14 protein-coding genes are annotated in these 16,475 nt (G+C 60.1%); 6 read left to right on the top strand and 8 right to left on the bottom strand.

Translation table 11 applies throughout. The annotated features are described in order from the left end of the window. Positions 1–46: 46 nt before the first annotated feature. Positions 47–2,443, top strand: coding sequence for a sensor domain-containing diguanylate cyclase (locus tag NPS47_RS17260; RefSeq protein WP_274296031.1), 2,397 nt, complete (start codon positions 47–49; stop codon positions 2,441–2,443). A gap of 4 nt (positions 2,444–2,447) precedes the next feature. Here the strand turns inward: NPS47_RS17260 and dacB are convergent, their stop codons facing one another. Then, complete coding sequence (dacB, locus tag NPS47_RS17255; protein WP_274296030.1) at positions 2,448–3,911, bottom strand: D-alanyl-D-alanine carboxypeptidase/D-alanyl-D-alanine endopeptidase; 1,464 nt, start codon at positions 3,909–3,911, stop codon at positions 2,448–2,450. Positions 3,912–4,115: 204 nt separating this feature from the next. Between dacB and NPS47_RS17250 the strand changes: the two genes are divergently transcribed. Next, positions 4,116–4,460: a YggL family protein gene (locus NPS47_RS17250; RefSeq protein WP_191831950.1), complete on the top strand. Its 345-nt coding sequence runs from the start codon at positions 4,116–4,118 to the stop codon at positions 4,458–4,460. A gap of 41 nt (positions 4,461–4,501) precedes the next feature. On the opposite strand, the gene NPS47_RS17245 is transcribed toward NPS47_RS17250, so the two are convergent. The 6 genes from NPS47_RS17245 to NPS47_RS17220 form a co-directional block, all read right to left on the bottom strand. Continuing rightward, positions 4,502–8,161: a transporter substrate-binding domain-containing protein gene (locus tag NPS47_RS17245; protein WP_274296029.1), complete on the bottom strand. Its 3,660-nt coding sequence runs from the start codon at positions 8,159–8,161 to the stop codon at positions 4,502–4,504. Between the two features lie 8 nt (positions 8,162–8,169). Beyond that, a complete protein-coding gene (locus tag NPS47_RS17240) occupies positions 8,170–8,796 on the bottom strand; it encodes a response regulator transcription factor (protein WP_274296028.1) in 627 nt (208 codons plus the stop codon). Positions 8,797–9,104: 308 nt separating this feature from the next. Further along, complete coding sequence (locus NPS47_RS17235; RefSeq protein WP_274296027.1) at positions 9,105–10,436, bottom strand: deoxyguanosinetriphosphate triphosphohydrolase; 1,332 nt, start codon at positions 10,434–10,436, stop codon at positions 9,105–9,107. A gap of 174 nt (positions 10,437–10,610) precedes the next feature. Further along, a complete protein-coding gene (locus tag NPS47_RS17230; RefSeq protein WP_274296026.1) occupies positions 10,611–10,943 on the bottom strand; it encodes a hypothetical protein in 333 nt (110 codons plus the stop codon). Beyond that, a complete protein-coding gene (locus NPS47_RS17225) occupies positions 10,940–11,317 on the bottom strand; it encodes a phage holin family protein (protein WP_274296025.1) in 378 nt (125 codons plus the stop codon). Before NPS47_RS17225 ends, NPS47_RS17230 begins: the two co-directional genes overlap by 4 nt. Positions 11,318–11,325: 8 nt before the next feature. Further along, positions 11,326–11,640, bottom strand: coding sequence for a DUF883 family protein (locus NPS47_RS17220; protein WP_274296024.1), 315 nt, complete (start codon positions 11,638–11,640; stop codon positions 11,326–11,328). Between the two features lie 295 nt (positions 11,641–11,935). On the opposite strand from NPS47_RS17220, the gene NPS47_RS17215 reads away from it, so the two are divergent. Beyond that, positions 11,936–13,144, top strand: coding sequence for an ammonium transporter (locus NPS47_RS17215; RefSeq protein ID WP_274296023.1), 1,209 nt, complete (start codon positions 11,936–11,938; stop codon positions 13,142–13,144). Here the strand turns inward: NPS47_RS17215 and NPS47_RS17210 are convergent, their stop codons facing one another. Further along, entirely contained in the window at positions 13,145–15,103 is a 1,959-nt protein-coding gene (locus tag NPS47_RS17210) for a monovalent cation:proton antiporter family protein (protein ID WP_274296022.1), read from the bottom strand. It abuts the gene before it with no gap. Positions 15,104–15,280: 177 nt separating this feature from the next. Here NPS47_RS17210 and NPS47_RS17205 point away from each other — a divergent pair, with 177 nt between their 5' ends. The 3 genes from NPS47_RS17205 to NPS47_RS17195 all read left to right on the top strand — a co-directional run bounded on the left by NPS47_RS17205 (position 15,281) and on the right by NPS47_RS17195 (position 16,444). Next, positions 15,281–15,517 (top strand): glutaredoxin family protein, encoded by a 237-nt coding sequence (locus NPS47_RS17205; protein ID WP_274296021.1) that lies wholly within the window; start codon positions 15,281–15,283, stop codon positions 15,515–15,517. 95 nt (positions 15,518–15,612) lie between these two features. Next, positions 15,613–16,044, top strand: a complete 432-nt coding sequence (locus NPS47_RS17200; protein ID WP_274296020.1) for a D-Ala-D-Ala carboxypeptidase family metallohydrolase — start codon at positions 15,613–15,615, stop codon at positions 16,042–16,044. Between the two features lie 88 nt (positions 16,045–16,132). Continuing rightward, positions 16,133–16,444, top strand: coding sequence for a transcriptional regulator (locus NPS47_RS17195; RefSeq protein ID WP_274296019.1), 312 nt, complete (start codon positions 16,133–16,135; stop codon positions 16,442–16,444). The last annotated feature ends 31 nt before the right edge of the window (positions 16,445–16,475 follow it).

Raw genomic sequence — 16,475 nt, 5'->3', positions numbered from 1 at the left:
AGGACCTGGGAAACGCTGCATGCTGGCGTTATGAGTGTTATCAACTATGTCGATGCACGGCGTTCGTCCAAAGATGCTCGGCTTCGTCAGCGAAGAAGTGTCAGCCTGGCTGGTTGCCCTTGTGGCACTGGTGGCCGGCGGGCTGTTGACCGCTTTTCTGGCGTTTGCAACCTACGCGTTGTACCAGCAACAGTTGCGCCAACGCTTCGAGTTGCTGGCCAGTGAGCGTTACAGTCGTATCGAAGAACGCTTCGAGGATCAGGTGCAGCGCCTTGATGGGTTGCGCCGGTTCTTCGTCTTTGCCACTGAAATAACCCTCGACGAATTCAATGGTTACGCGCGGCCCCTGCTGCATCGTACCCAGGCCTATTCCTGGGCGCCGCTGGTGCCGGGGCCCGCACGCCAGGCTTTTGAGCAACGCGCGAGTGAGGTGCTTGACCGCCCCTACGCCATTCAGCAACTGACCGATGACGGCAGTTTGCGCGTATCACCCGGGCGTCCGATGTACTACCCGGTGCTGTTTTCCCAGGCATTGAGCCTGCTGCGTCAGCCATTCGGTCTGGACTTGCTTTCCCACCCCTTGCGTCAGGACACCCTGCAGCGCGCCTTGAAGCCTGGCAGCATGGCGGTCTCTGCGCCGCTCAACCTTGCGGATATAGAGCCTGCGTATGCCCGCGGTGTGCTGATGGTTGCGCCGGTGTTCTCAGCGGACGGTGCGGGGGGGCAACCGCGGGGTTATGTCATTGCAGTGATCAGCATGCGCCAACTGATGGCCGAGGGTTTGCCCAAAACGGTTCACGACAACCTGGTGGTGCGTATCCGTGACCTGACCGGGCCGGACAGCCAGCATGAGGTGTTATTCCAGTCGGGCAATCAGGGGGCATCGTCACCCTTGTCGGCCAGTTACCTGTTGCACCTTGCCGATCATGAATATCAGCTCGATATCCGTCCAAGCCTGGCGTTCATGCAGGCCAACCGCTCTTCGGCAGTCACCGCCGTGGTATCTCTTGGCGGCTTGCTCAGCGTATTGCTCAGTGCCTTGCTGTTCAGTCTGTTCAGTCAGCGCCAACGCGCGCTGACCCTGGTTGAACAACGCACAGGCGAGCTGCGCATCAGTGAACAGTCGCTACGCAATACTCACAATCAGTTGCGCAGTGTGCTGGATGCCGCGACCCAGGTCGCGATCATCGCCACCAACCTGCGTGGCGTGGTCAGCACCTTCAATGCCGGCGCCGAGCGCATGCTCGGCTACAGCAGTACTGAGGCCGTCGGTAGCCTGACCCTTGAAATGCTGATTTCGCCCCAGGAGCTGCACCAGCGGGCCCGGGACTTGAGCCAGCGCTATGGCCGCGAAATCACCCCGGCCCAGGCAATGTTCGCGCAAACTGTGCAGGAGGGAGGCAAAGAGGCGGGTGAGTGGACGTTGCAGCGTAAGGACGGCAGTCAGCTGCTGGCCAACATGCTGGTGACGGCAGTGCTCGATGAGCATGGCTTGTGGGTCGGCCACCTGGCGATCTGCATCGATGTCACTGAGCGCAAGCGTATACATGAAGCCCTGGCAGCCCGTGACCGCTTGCTGGACAAGCTCAGTGCCGAGGTGCCTGGCGGTATCTATCAGTTTCGCCTGCGTCTGGATGGCAGTTCGTGTTTCACCTATGCCAGTGAAGGCTTACGTGACATCTACGAGATCGAGCTTGAGCACTTGCGCCAGGATGCTACGGCGGTATTCGAGCGCATTCATCCAGAAGATCTGCTGCGCGTGCGGGCCTCTATCCGCAATTCGGCCGATCACTTGACGCCCTGGCGGGAAGAGTACCGGGTGTTGTTGCCGCTGGCCGGTCAGCGCTGGGTGCGTGGCGAGGCCACTCCTGAGCCGGAGGAGGACGGCAGTACGCTGTGGCACGGCTACCTGACGGATATTTCCGATCTGAAACGGGTTGAAGAAGAGTTGCGCGCGTTGTCGGTGACCGACGCGCTGACCGGTATCCACAATCGGCGCTATTTCCAGGAGCGTTTGAAGGTCGAGCTGGAGCGCGCACAGCGCGACCAGCTGGACCTGGCGATCATCATGCTGGATATCGACCACTTCAAACGTATCAACGACCAGTTTGGTCATGCCGTGGGCGATCATGTGTTGCGCAATCTGTGCCAGCGCATCAGCCAGCGACTGCGGCGTACCGACGTGTTCTGTCGTCTGGGCGGAGAGGAGTTCATGGTGCTATGCCCCGGCAGCAACGCCGAGCAGGCGCACTCGCTGGCCCTGGAATTGTGGCAGGGGGTGCGCAGCGTCGCCGTCGAGGGTGTTGGGCAGGTCACGGCCAGTTTTGGTGTGGCCGGCTGGCGCCCGGGGGAGGGCGCCGATGCCTTGTTGCTACGCGCCGACTCCGGTGTCTACGCGGCCAAACAAGCTGGCCGCGACCGGGTCGAGGTGGAACTGCCCTGAAAACTCAGGGCTGCACCGAAGCCGTACTGTTGACCAGTTTCGGCTGGCGATAGAGGTCCAGCAGCACCTGATCGAGCACCGCTGAAGCACCCCACGGCTTTGGATCGTTGAGGATCGCCGCCACCGCCCAGGTGTTGCCGTTGCTGTCGCGGCTGTAGCCGGCAATCGCGCGTACGGTGTTCAGGGTACCGGTCTTGATATGGGCCTCGCCGGTCATCGCGGTGCGTTTGAGGCGCTTGCGCATGGTGCCATCCATGCCGACCAGCGGCATGGAGCTGATGAATTCGGCGGCGTATGGGCTTTTCCAGGCAGCCTGCAGCAGGGCCGCCATTTCCCGGGTGCTGACCCGTTCGGCGCGAGACAACCCGGAGCCGTTCTCCATGATCAGGTGCGGTGCGGTGATGCCTTTTTTCGCCAGCCACTGGCGCACCACGCGCTGCGCTGCACGGGCGTCGTCGCCATCGGCATCGGTGCGGAACTGCGCGCCCAGGCTCAGGAACAGCTGCTGGGCCATGGTGTTGTTACTGTATTTGTTGATATCGCGAATGATCTCGACCAGGTCCGGCGAGAAGGCGCGTGCCAGCAGGCGGGCGCTTTTCGGTACGTTGTCGATCCGGTCGCGGCCCTGGATGGTCCCGCCCAGTTCATTCCAGATGGCCCGAACCGCACCGGCGGCATAGGTCGGGTGGTCGAGCAGCGACAGGTAGGTCTGCGAGTTGCAGCCATCGGCCAACTGGCCGCTGACCACGACGGTGACGCCGTCTGCCTGGGTGACCGGGTTGTAGCGTACGTCGCCGCTGCACTGCTTGCTGTTGACCGCCTTGACCTGGTTGTCGATGCGGACGCTGGCAATCGGTGGTTCAACCGATACCAGCACTTTGCCGCCGTCGTTGCGGGCGACAAAACGCAGGGCCTTGAGGTTGATCAACAGGGAGTCGGGCTTGACCAGAAACGGCTTGTTTTCGTCGCCGCCGTCATCGTTGAACTGCGGCAGCACGGGCTGGACGAAGTGGCTGCGGTCGAGCACCAGGTCACCGCTGATGGTTTGCACCCCGTTGGCGCGCAGGTCGCGCATCAACAGCCAGAGCTTTTCCATGTTCAGTTTCGGGTCGCCACCGCCTTTGAGGTAGAGATTGCCCTGCAGGGTGCCGTTACGCAGTGGGCCGTCGCTGTAGAACTCGGTCTTCCACTGGTGCGTCGGGCCGAGCAGCTCCAGGGCCGCATAGGTGGTGACCAGCTTCATGGTCGAGGCCGGGTTGACCGAAATGTCGGCGTTGAACACGGTTGGCGTGCCCGGGCCGTTGAGCGGCAGCATCACCAGCGACAGGGCCGAGTCCTGCAATTTATTGGTTTTCAGCGCTTGCTGGACTTTGGCAGGCAGCGTGGTGTTGACGGCCGCCGCCTGGGAAGGCAAGGCAACGGGAAGGAGCAGGCCGGCAAGCAGAAGAGGGCGTAGAGATCTGATCATGTGCAATAAAACCCTGCAAGCGAGGGGTGAAAAAAACGGAGCAGGAAAAGGTGAAGGCCCCGGTGTGAAAAATATAGCGCGCATTATGCCCCAAGGCGCAGGGTGATGGGGCAGTGCGACAGGGTGGCTTGTCGGCTTTTATTCCGGCAGCCTCGCGGCGAAACTGGTAAAGTGCGCGGCGTTATTACTCAAGAGGATTGTTTCATGGCCACTAACCGTTCCCGCCGTCTGCGCAAAAAGCTCTGCGTGGATGAATTCCAGGAGCTGGGTTTTGAACTGAACCTGGAGTTCAAGGAAGACCTGACCGACGAAGCCGTTGATGCCTTCCTCGATGCCTTCCTGGCAGACGCTATGGATGCCAATGGTCTGGACTATGTTGGCGGCGACGACTTCGGTCTGGTTTGCAAAGCAGATCGTGGCTCGGTCACTGAAGAACAACGCGCTGCCGTTGAAAGCTGGCTCAAAGGCCGCAACGAGCTGACCAAGATCGAAGTCAGCCCGCTGCTGGACGCCTGGTATCCGGAAAACCCGATCAATCCGGTTGCCTGATGCCTGAAGAAACGGCGGCCCCAGTGGCCGCCGTTTTGTTTTCAGCTCACCTTTGCCGTTGCACTGGCTGAGCCCCCTGGCTGCAAGTGTCGTTCAAGTGCCTGCTCCACCTCTGCCATGGCTGCCGCCAGCTGTTGCTGGTGAAGCTCGAGCGTGGGGACCGGCGCATTCGCCTGGCAGTCTGATTCCAGCTGTTCGCAGGCACCGATCAAGGCATTGGCCTGAATGATCCGCGCTGCACCGAGAATACGATGTGCTTCGTCCTTCAACCGTTCGGGTTGCAGTTCAGGGTCAAGCGCTGCCAGGGATATCCGGTCCTTGCTAAAACTCTGTTGAAGCTGTTTCAGCAATGCTTGCAGGTCGACGGCGCTGCTGCCCACCACGGGCTCCAGGCCTTGTAGGTCGAACAGGGCAGAGTGGCTGGTGCTGGGGCGTTGGCGGAGTGGTTGTATCCTGGCCAGACGCTGGCCCAGCGCCTTGAGACTGATCGGCTTGAGCAGGCAGTCATCCATGCCGGCGTGCTGGCATTGCCGGCGCACTTCCGGTTGCGCATTGGCGGTGTAACCCAACAGGGTGCTGCGTGGCCATTGTTGGGCGTTTTCCTCAGCGCGTACCGCCTGGGCGAATTGGTAGCCATCGATGCCGGGCATGTTGCAGTCGATGATCAGCACATCGAATGCCTCCCGCCGCCATATCTCCAGAGCTTCCAGGCCATTGTCGACACTGCGGTGCGGCAACCCCAGGTAGTTCAGTTGCTGGGTCAGCAGCAACAGATTGGCCGGATGGTCATCGACTACCAGTACTTTCAGCGCGGCAACGGACAGGCAGGGTTCGGGCATAACGGCAGGCTCGCCGGGCTGGCTGGTCAGCAACCTCACCGGCATGCTGACGTGCACGCGGGTGCCCTGGCCAAACACGCTGTGCAGGGTCAGGTTACCGCCCATCAGATGGCACAGGTCGCGACTGATCGACAGCCCCAGGCCAGTGCCGCTACGCGCCAGCTTGCTATCGGGGTTGGCTTGGGCGAAGGGCAGGAACAGGCGCTGCTGGTCCTGTTCGCGAATGCCGATACCGGTGTCCTGTACGGTCAGTTCAAGTCTGGCAAAACCCGGTTCGGGGCCAGGCTCCAGGCCCAGCTCGATGATGACCTGACCCCGCTCGGTGAATTTGATCGCATTGCTGACCAGGTTCGAAAGGATCTGTTTCATCCGTAGCGGGTCCAGTTGAACGTCGACGCGCGCGCTGGGTGCGATACGGATCATCAGGCACAGGTTCTTCTGGCGCGCCAGGCCATCGAATACGCGTCCGACAGACTCCACCAGCGCCAGCAGGCCGACCCGTTCCGGCGCAAGGCCAAGGTGCCCGGACTCGATGCGGGCGATGTCGAGTATGTCGCCGATCAGGTCCAGCAAGTCGTTGGCCGAACTGTAGGCCACTTCAACGGCCGGTCGATCCAGTTGCCCCTGGTCGGCTTTTTCGAGAGCCAGCTCGAGCATGCCGAGAATTGCGTTCATCGGCGTACGGATTTCATGACTGATGGTTGCCAGAAAGGTGCTCTTGGCGCGATTGGCATCATCGGCCTGCTGCTTGGCCTGGCTCAGGTCCTGAATCAACTGGCGTCGTTCACTGATATCGATCCAGCCGCCGATGATGCCCCGGACCTCACCGAGCGAATCCCGGTAAGGCAGGATCCAGTGGTAAATGGTCATTGTCCGGTCATTGATCAGCAGCGGACGATCAATGATCAATGGCACGCCCTCGCGCATCACTTGCTGGTAGTCGGCTTGAATCTGGCTGGCATAGCAGCTGTCGCCCAGCGCGCTGTCATCCAGGCGTTTGCCCAGCACCTCATCGAGCTGTAGCTGAACGGCCTCCAGGTAGCTGTCGTTGCAACTTTGCAGCAGCCCTTCACGGTCACGTACATACATGGGGTGAGGCGTGCCGTTTAGCAGCGTGCGCATGAATTCGAGCTGATCGCCCAAGGCGCGCTCTGCGGCCTCGCGTTGCTTGATCTGGCGGCGCATCCAGGCATTCCAGGCCAGCGACAAGAGCAGTAGCACGCTGGTACCCAGTACGATTTGCAGGACCAGTTGGTGGTACTTGCTCCAGTAGGCATTGGTTTCGGTGCTGTAGCCTCGCCAACGGCTGTTGATAACGCCCAGTTCTTCCGGCGCGATGCTCAGCAGTGCCTTGTTTAGAATCGAAGCCAGTTCCTGGGAATGCCGGGCGGTCGCCAGCGAAAAGGTTGCAGGTTCGGCACCCACCGAGGCGCGAATGACCAGTCCATGCTGGGTTGCCAGGCTGAAGTTGGCGTTGATCAGCGCAGTGATGGCCGCATCGACATGGCCGCTGGCCAGTAAGGATGTGGAATGAACGGCGCTCTCGGTCTCCACCAGCTGTATACCGGCCTCACGTGCACGCAGCCTGTCGATCAGAGGGCTGTCGCGGGTCAGGGCCACTCGCCGACCTGACAGTTGGTCCAGCGAGGTGGGTTGGTCCGCTCCGGTGCGAGTCATCAGCACGTAGGAGTTTTCCAGGTAGGGACGGCTGATATTCAGGGTGCTTTCCCGCTGCTTGCTGGGCGAGATGGCGGCAATTACATCGGCCTGGTTGTGGTTTACCCGATCAATCATGTCACTGATGCCACTAGCACGCTGTACTTCGAAGCGCAATCCGGTGCGCAAGCGGATCAGCTCAAGCAGGTCGGCGGCAATCCCGCGAAAGTTACCGGCGTTATCAAAAAATGTCAGGGGTGCTGCGGTTTCGTTGACCACTACACGGACCACCGGGTGCTTGCTCAGCCACTGCTCTTCGCGTTGCGAGAGTTGCAGTTTGCGATCGGTCAGCAGTATGTCGCTGCCTGCGCTCCAGCGTTTGAAAATGTCTTCCCGGGTCGTACTTGAGAGGTGGTCGAGTGTGGCGTTGATCAACTGCAGCAGGGGAAGGTTGCTTTGCTGTACGGCGAAACTGAAACCGACCGGTTCGTGTCGGCTGAAATTAGCCATCTTGACGTTCTGCAAATGGCCCTGGTTGATCATGTAATGGGTGGAAATGGTATCGCCGAGAAACACGTCGGCCTGATCGAACGCGACGGCATTGAGGGCATTCAGATAGGAGGGGTAGGTCTGAATCGTTGCTTTCGGGTAATTGGCCCGTACTTCTGCCAGTGGCAAGTAATGATAGACCATGCTCAAGCGTAGGCCGGCCAGGCCAGTATCCAGGGGGCGGCTTTCGTTTTCGCGGGTCACCAGCACCGGTTGATCGATGGCGTAGGGCCTGGAAAGCACCACCCCCGGTGTCGCGGCTTCGAAGCCATTGGCACTGCCGAGCAGGTCTATCTGCCCCAGGCTCAGGGCTCTTACCGCTTCCTGGCGGCTGGCAAAGCGTCGGACCTGAATCGGCAAGCGCAGCGTGTTTTGCAGTATTCCCGCAATGTCAGCAGTCAGGCCCTCGTAGTCGCGGCCGCTGGCGGTTATGTCGAAGGGTGGATAATCCGGTGCCGACGTACCCAGCAGCAATTGCTTTTTGCCTGCGATCCAGTGTCGTTGCGCGGAATTCAGCGGGAGGCTGACACTCAGCGCTTGCGAGCGGCTGAGCAACCTGTATTGACTGGCCTGTGCTTCGTCGGCAGTTGCCGCAGGTAGCAGGCACAGGCAGGCCAGGATGCTGCACAGGTAACAATAGAGGGTACGACTAGGCATGGCCTGATTCAAACCAGCGCATTGCGTTTGGCCATTTCGATGAGTTCGACCAACGACTTGGCTTTGAGCTTTTGCATCAAGCGTTTTTTATACGTGCTGACAGTTTTGTTGCTGAGGAACATCCCCTGGGCGATTTCTTTGTTGCTTCTGCCTTGGGCAAAGAGTTGCAGGACCATCAATTCGCGATCATTGACTTGCTTGAACAGTTCCAGCTCGCAGTGTCCATTGTCGTGAGGGCGCAAGTTGCTGATGGCCTGGCTGGGGAAGTAGTTGTAACCGGACAACACAGCTTTGATCGCACTGAGCAATTCGCTCAGGTCTTCCTGTTTGCAGACATAGCCGGCGGCGCCGGAGTGCATGCAGCGTACGGCAAACAACGCTGGCGACTGGGCGGTGAGCACCAGGATTTTCAGCGGAATGGCCATGGTATGAAAGCGTGACAGCACTTCCAGGCCATCGAGTCTGGGAATGCTGATATCGAGGATGATCAGGTCGGGTAGGCATTCGCGGACCATCTGCATGGCGTCCACGCCGTTGTCCGACTCTCCGACCACGCAGTAGCCTTCATTCTCCAGAAGCATGCGCACGGCCAGGCGGATGACTGGGTGATCGTCGATGATAAATACAGATTGCATGGTGAGCGTATCCAGGAAAGGTGTCGATTAAGCAGGCACCTTAACGCAGATAGAACAGGGCGCACACGAACAGAAAGGGAGCTAATTGCTATATAGGAAATATCTGACTCTAAATGCAGGTATGGACTACAAGTGTTGTTTCGCGCTATTGCTGCAAGTGCGGGTGTTGGTAACTTAATATTTCTGTTTATTGGGTTTGTTTAATATGTTTTTCGCAATGTAGTTTTTGTCCTGCAGCGTTATGTATTGCCAGGCCACCAGGTGTGAGACCGATAACACGCCTCACACCTGGCGGGTGCCTGATGTGGTTACACCGGGCTTGAACGTCCCGTCATCTCCCGTGCCATTTCACTGGCATAGCTGTCTGTCATCCCGGCGATGAAGTCGATCATGCGCAGGAACGATGTATACAGCGGTGCATCCGGATGGGGGGCGCTATTACCGAGCAGGTCGAGGATGCGTCGGCTCTTGAACGAGGGCGTGCGGCCACCGTGTTGTTCAAGTGCCGCGCCGCAGAAAGCGTTGAGCAGTATTTCGAGGGTGGTGTAGGCGCCAATCTCATGCAGCGTCTTGCGCTTGTCCTGGAAGATCTTCTTGCGTGCCATGTCCTTGGCCTGCAGGACGCAGCGTTTGGCCGGGCCGTGCATGTGTTCGACCAAATCGCCCTGCAAACGCCCCGACAGCAAGGCATCCTGTTGTTCGACAAAGGCGCGGGCGGCGGCATTGGTCAGGTGCTCGATGGCTTTACCGCGCAGAATCGCCAGCTTGCGCCGACGTGAATCACCCGGGCCCAGCTGACGGTAGGTTTCCGGCAGATCGTCACCCACCAGGTTCAACAGCAGCGATTCCACTTCCGGGTAGTCGAGCAGCTCCATTTCCAGACCGTCTTCAAGGTCGATCAGGGCATAGCAGATGTCGTCGGCGGCTTCCATCAGATAGACCAACGGGTGCCGGGCCCAGCGCTGATCTTCAAGCTGCGGCAGGCCGAGTTTGCCGGCAATCTGTTCCAGCAATGGCAATTCGCTCTGATAGCAGCCGAACTTGTGCTTCTTGTAGCCCAACGCGTCGGCATGGCGGGCGGTCCAGGGGTATTTCAGGTACGTGCCGAGGGTTGCGTAGGTCAGACGGGTGCCGCCATCGAACTGGTGATACTCCAGTTGAGTCAGGACCCGGAAGCCCTGGGCATTGCCTTCGAAGTTGAGAAAATCGGCGCGCTCGGCGTCGCTCATTGCATCGAGCCATCCGCGCCCGGCGGCCTGCTGGAACCAGTGGCGGATGGCATCTTCACCGGAGTGGCCAAAGGGCGGGTTGCCAATATCGTGAGCAAGGCAAGCTGACTGCACGACCATGCCAAGATCACTCGGCTCGCACCAATCAGGCAACTGGCGCCGCAGCGTTTCACCGACACGCATACCCAGTGAGCGGCCGACGCAGCTGACTTCCAGCGAATGGGTCAAACGTGTGTGGATATGATCGTTACTCGATACCGGGTGTACTTGGGTCTTGCGTCCCAGGCGGCGAAAGGCACCGGAGAAAATGATCCGGTCATGGTCTTTGTGGAAGGGGCTGCGGCCCAGCTCTTCAGGGCTGTGCAGGGTCTTGCCGAGACGTTCGCGGGTGAGCAGGGTGTGCCAGTCCAAGGCCGGTTCTCCAATACAGGGGCAGGCGCCTAGCTTCCCGTGTCGACGCGGCACCTGCAAGTCTATCTGTGGACGCAGCTGTCTGTGGGAGCGGGCTTGCCCCGCGATGACGGTTTTTCAGCCACATCGCCTCGCGGGGCAAGCCCGCTCCCACCGGAAGTTGCTGCCACTGACTCAGCGTTTGTTGGCCGCGCCCTGTATGACCAGCTTGAGCAGCGGCACCAGGCTGCTACCCACGCGAATCATCCGGCTCAGGCTGCCGTTCTTGGCACCCTTGCCAGTCAGGAAACCCAGCACCACCACCGCAGCGATTCCCCACAGCGGCGCATGCTTGATACCCAGCCCACCCTGCAGGCTGTCGCCCATGGCGCGCAGACGGGTCAGCGGATTAAGCAACTGCCCTGATTCATGACGGATTTCCTGGCGGTGCATTTCCATGCGTAGACGCACCAGCGCCTTGCGCAACTCACGCCGGTTGGTGGTTTTCGGTAGCTCAGACAGGCTCATGGCAACAGGCGCTCCCGGTCCTTGGCAAGTTCTTCAAGGGTTGAGCTGAAGGGCGACGACTCGTCGTACACCGCCGCTTTCAGGCGCAGGCCACAGAACAGCGTCGCCGCGCCATAGAACACGCACAAGCCGATGATGCCGGCCAGGCGGTAACTGTCCCACAGCAGCACCAGAACCATGCCCGAAAGGGCGACCAGCAACAGCAAGGCGAACACCAGCGCCAGGCCGGCAAACAGCAGCAGGCTCAGGGTGCGCGCTTTCTGCTCCTGCAATTCGATGCCAAACAGCTCGACATGGCCATGCAATAGACCGAGTACCGCTGCGCCCAGACGCTTGCTCGACGCTGCGCTGGCGCTGTTGGATTCACTTTCCATAGCCACCCTCAGCGCCGACTGGCCAGCAGACCGATCAGAAAACCGACCCCGGCGGCGATGCCGATCGATTGCCAGGGATTGCTCTGTACGTAGTCTTCAGTCGCGCTCAGGGCTGCCTGGCCGTGCTCGCGGACGGACTCCTGGGTCAGTTGCAGGGTTTCCCGGGCACGTTCCAGACTCTCGTGGATCTGGCCGCGTAATTCGTCGGCCTGATCACCGGCCAGGGTAGCGGTGTGTTCCAGCAATTTTTCGGTGTCACGCACCAACGCCTGAAAATCAGCCATCAATATGTCTTGAGCAGTCTTTGCCGATTTGCTGGTCATGGGGCTCTCCCTAAGGTGTATGGCTATTTCGAGTCGCGAGCGCTGGCGAAGGTTCAGTGAAAATGCTGGTACAGGTTTTGCTGTCCCAGGGTGCGCTCAGGTCCGGCGCCTGCGCCACGTTCGCGCACGAAGGGCAACCGGGTCTGTAAACCTTAACCCAATCCACGACAAACCCAAGGAAAAACTCCGGATATCAGCAGGATCAGCCAGCGAGGTGGCACTCGCATGATCCAGGCTGGTGCAAAAAGGAGTCACTCCGCGCTGTCTTGGTGCTTTCGAAAGGCCTGCCGATTCCATGGAAAACCTGCAAAGTGCGGTGGACAGTCTGATCCACGGCTCCAACACACTCTTCATTCTGCTGGGCGCTGTCATGGTGCTGGCCATGCACGCCGGGTTTGCCTTCCTGGAAGTGGGTACCGTACGCCACAAGAACCAGGTTAACGCGCTGTCGAAGATTCTCAGTGATTTTGCGGTATCAACCCTGGCGTATTTCTTCGTTGGCTACTGGATTTCCTATGGCGTGAATTTCCTGCAGCCGGCGGCGGCGCTCAGTCAGGAGCATGGTTACAGCCTGGTGAAGTTCTTTTTCCTGCTGACCTTTGCCGCCGCGATTCCGGCAATCATTTCCGGCGGTATCGCCGAGCGGGCGCGCTTTGCTCCGCAGATGTGCGCTACGGCGCTGATTGTCGCTGTGGTCTATCCGTTCTTCGAAGGCATCGTCTGGAATGGCAACCTGGGCTTGCAGGCCTGGTTGCAGGCGCAGTTTGGCGCCAGCTTCCATGACTTTGCCGGTTCCGTGGTGGTGCATGCCATGGGCGGCTGGCTGGCCTTGACCGCAGTGCTGCTGCTCGGTCCGCGCAACGGGCGTTACCGCGATGGCAAGCTGGTGGCGTTCGCCCCTTCGAACATTCCCTTTCTGGCGCTGGGTTCGTGGATCCTGATCGTCGGCTGGTTCGGCTTCAATGTCATGAGTGCCCAGACCCTGCAAGGGGTCAGCGGCCTGGTCGCGGTCAACTCGTTGATGGCGATGGTCGGTGGCACGGTGGCGGCGTTGCTGGTCGGGCGCAATGACCCGGGCTTTCTGCACAACGGCCCATTGGCCGGCTTGGTGGCGGTGTGCGCAGGCTCCGACCTGATGCACCCGGTTGGGGCATTGGTCACGGGCGCGATTGCCGGGGCGTTGTTTGTGTGGTGTTTTATTGCGGCGCAGAACACCTGGAAAGTCGACGATGTGCTGGGCGTCTGGCCGCTGCACGGTTTGTGCGGTGTGTGGGGAGGTATCGCCTGTGGGATTTTCGGGCAGACAGCGCTCGGTGGCCTGGGTGGCGTAAGCCTGATCAGCCAGTTGATCGGTAGCCTGGGCGGGGTGCTGGTGGCACTGGCGGGCGGCTTTGTCGTGTATGGCGTGATCAAAACGTCGCTCGGGCTGCGCTTGAGCCAGGAGCAGGAGTATTACGGCGCCGACCTGTCGATCCACAAGATCGGCGCCACCAGCCAGGATTGATCAGCGCCCGGCGACCAGCCGTGCCTCACAGGCTGCCAGGGCATGCAGCGGGCCGCTGAGCAGCACGGCATCGCCGGCATGCAGGCAGGTGTCGGCACTCATTGCCAGCTCTTCGCCATTGCGTTGTACGGCCTGCAGCTCGACACCGAACTGCTGCAGGTCCAGTTCGGTCAGAGGGCGTCCGCAGGCGTAGGCCTCGGCGCCAAGGTTGACCGCATGCATCATCGCTTTGGGCAGGCCTTCGCTGTCGACCGGGCTGGTCTGGGCGCCCTGATAGAACGCCTGGAGCATGCGGTAGCGGGTCTGGCGCACTTCGTCGATGCGCGCCTGTACGTGGTCCATTGGCAGACCGAGCATGACCAGTGCATGGGAAGCGAGCATCAGGCTCGACTCCAGCAGCTCGGGTACAACGGCGGTGGCACCTGCCGCCCGCAGCTCTTCACGCTGGCTGTCGTCACGGGTACGCACCAGGATCTGCACCTGGGCGTGACGTTCACGCGCCGCTTTGAGCACGCTCATGGCGATGTCGGTTTTATCCACCGCAATCACCAGCAGGCGTGCACGCTCAAGGCCGATGGCGCTGAGCAATTCGCCGCGCCTTGAGTCGCCGTAGTGCACGCTGCTTTCGCCAGCCGCAGCTTCCTGAACCCTTACCGGGTCGTCATCCAGGGCAATGAAGGGGATGTTTTCACGGCGCAGGAAGCGCCCGATCGATTGTCCAACCCGGCCATAGCCGCAGATCAGCACGTGTCCGCTCATTGAGGCGCTTTGCGCTTCGATGGCCTCCAGCTGGACTTCCTGATTGGGCTTGCGGTGCAAGTGGGCGGCAATGCTGGGGGCGGCGCGCAGTAGCAGCGGAGTGACCAGCATTGAGCAGAAGGTCGCGGCCAGCAACAGATTGCCAAGGGCTTCGGGCAGCAAATGGGTTTGCTGCATCTGTGCCATCAGGGCGAAACAGAACTCGCCACCCTGAGCCAGGGCCAGGCCACTGCGCCAGGCGGTTTCGGCATCGCTGCCACGCACCCGGACCAGTGCCGCGACCACGCAGCCTTTGACCAGCAGCAGGCCCAAGGTCAGGGCAATAATTTCCAGGCCATGGGTGGCAAACAGCTGCAGGTCGATGAGCATGCCGATGCTGACAAAAAACAGCCCCAGAAGAATGTCGCGGAACGGGCGGATGTCTGCTTCGATCTGATGGCGATAGTTACTCTCACCCAGCAGCATGCCGGCCAGGAAGGCGCCCAGCGCCGGCGACAGGCCAAGCAGGTGGGTCAGCCAGGCAGTCAGCAGGACAATGACCAGTGCCAGCAACACGAACAGCTCCGCCGAATGGGAGCTGGCCACTTCGTGAAACAGGCGCGGCAGCAACCAGCGGCTGGCCAGCAACAGACCGACGAAGAGGATCACGGTTTTGCCCAAGGTCAGCGGCAGGGCCCAGTACCAGGCTTGGCCGCCTTCGCCGGCGAACACCGGAACCAGGGTCAGCAGCAACACGGCCACCACATCCTGGAACAGCAGTACGCCAATAGCGTTTTGCCCGTGACTGCTGAAAATCTCCCCGAGGCTGGTCAGTTCCTTGCTGACAATTGCCGTGGATGACAGCGCAAGCCCCGCACCCAGCAGCAGCGCTACATTGGCGGGCATGTCGAGCAGCGCCAGAAGCCCCGCGAGGAGAATCGCCGAGCAGATCACCTGCAGGCTGCCCAGGCCAAACACCACCTTGCGCAGGGCGAGCATCTTCGAAAGGGAAAATTCCAGGCCCAGTGAGAACAGCAGGAATACCACACCCATTTCGGCCAGGTCGGGTAACTCTTCGCTTTCATTGACCCAGTTCAGGGCCGTCGGACCGACAAACAGGCCAACACACAGATAGCCCAGCACAGGGGGCAACTTCAGGCGCCTGAAGAAGGCAATGACCACCAGTGACGAGGCCAGGATGATTAATAGGTTGGCAAACACGAAACACTCCCTGTAGCAAAACGATAAAAAACCACTCAGTCTGAACGATAGCGGTTACACGTGCGCTGATCTGAATCAGCAGCCGAGTGGCGACGGCGTATCCAGGGACCGTGCTCGACTGCGCTGGGTTGCAGACCTAGAATAATGGTCTTTTCTTACATCTGCCGGTACCTGTAAATGCCTCCTGAATGCCAACTGTTCGGCACCCTGGGTTGTCACCTGTGTGAAGTGGCCGAAGCGTTGTTGATGCCCTTTGTCGAGCATGGTCTGCTGGTTGAGCTGGTCGATATTGCCGACGACGAAATCTGGCTCGAGAAATACGCGCTGAAGATCCCGGTGCTGCGCCGCTGTGATACCGGAGCCGAGCTGAACTGGCCGTTTGATGCTGATCAAGTGGTGGCTTTTCTGCATTGAACTAGCTGCCTGGCTGGACAAACTTCCTGTCGTGCGCGGCCGGGCGCGGGGGTGGACAATCCTTGGATGTTCTTACGCATGCCAAGGAGCGGACCATGTACCTGAGCGAACACTTCACCCTGGCCGAAATGACGGTGTCGGAGAATGCCGCGCGCCTGAATATCGACAACTCCCCGAATGCCGAGACCCTGATTAATCTTCGCCGTCTGTGCGCTTTTCTGGAACAAGTACGTCAGTTGGTCAACCAGCCGGTGCTGGTCAGCAGCGGTTTTCGCTGCAACCAGTTGAATGAAGTCATTGGTGGGTCGGTGCAGAGTGCCCATGTCGACGGTCTGGCGGCGGATATCAATGTCCCCGGCCTGACACCTCGTGAGTTGGCGCAGCGTGTGTCCGACAGTCCGTTGATGTTCGATCAGCTGATTCTCGAATTCGATCAATGGGTGCATGTAGGGCTCGCCGTGGCGGCCGAACGGCGGCAACTCCTGACCATCCGCAAGGGGACCGGCTACCTTCCGGGGCTGGTCTGAGTAGCGCTTGATTGACGTATCCTCCAACTCTGAATATGCTGTATATAAATACAGTATTGAGGTGGCGTTTACCTCGAGGATGCAGATCATGGTCAATGTCGAACAACTAAAATACACCGTCAATCGCATGTCCACCGCCATGGTGAGCGAGGCGGTGCTCGAGTTGCGCCTCGATGGTCTGGTGCTGGAGGGCAAGACGCCTTTCAACAAACTGCACTTCAATACCTGTTTTGCTGAAATCGAAGCGCTGTTTCAGCGGGCCGGCTATCACCGTGCACTGGATGTGGTCGGCTATCAGGGCTTGTTGTATGCGCTCTACGACCCCGGCCGCTGGGAGGCGGTCGAGGTGTTGCGCTGGCTCAAGGAGTTCACCGAGGCCGCTGCAACCGAGGCTGGCTGAGGCGCCAGGCTTGCGGGATAATGCGCGGTCT

This window comes from Pseudomonas putida, from assembly GCF_028682475.1.
Lineage (GTDB): Bacteria > Pseudomonadota > Gammaproteobacteria > Pseudomonadales > Pseudomonadaceae > Aquipseudomonas > Aquipseudomonas putida_AG.
Note: the sequence above shows the minus strand (reverse complement) of the source record. Positions and strands in the feature narration are given on the sequence as shown.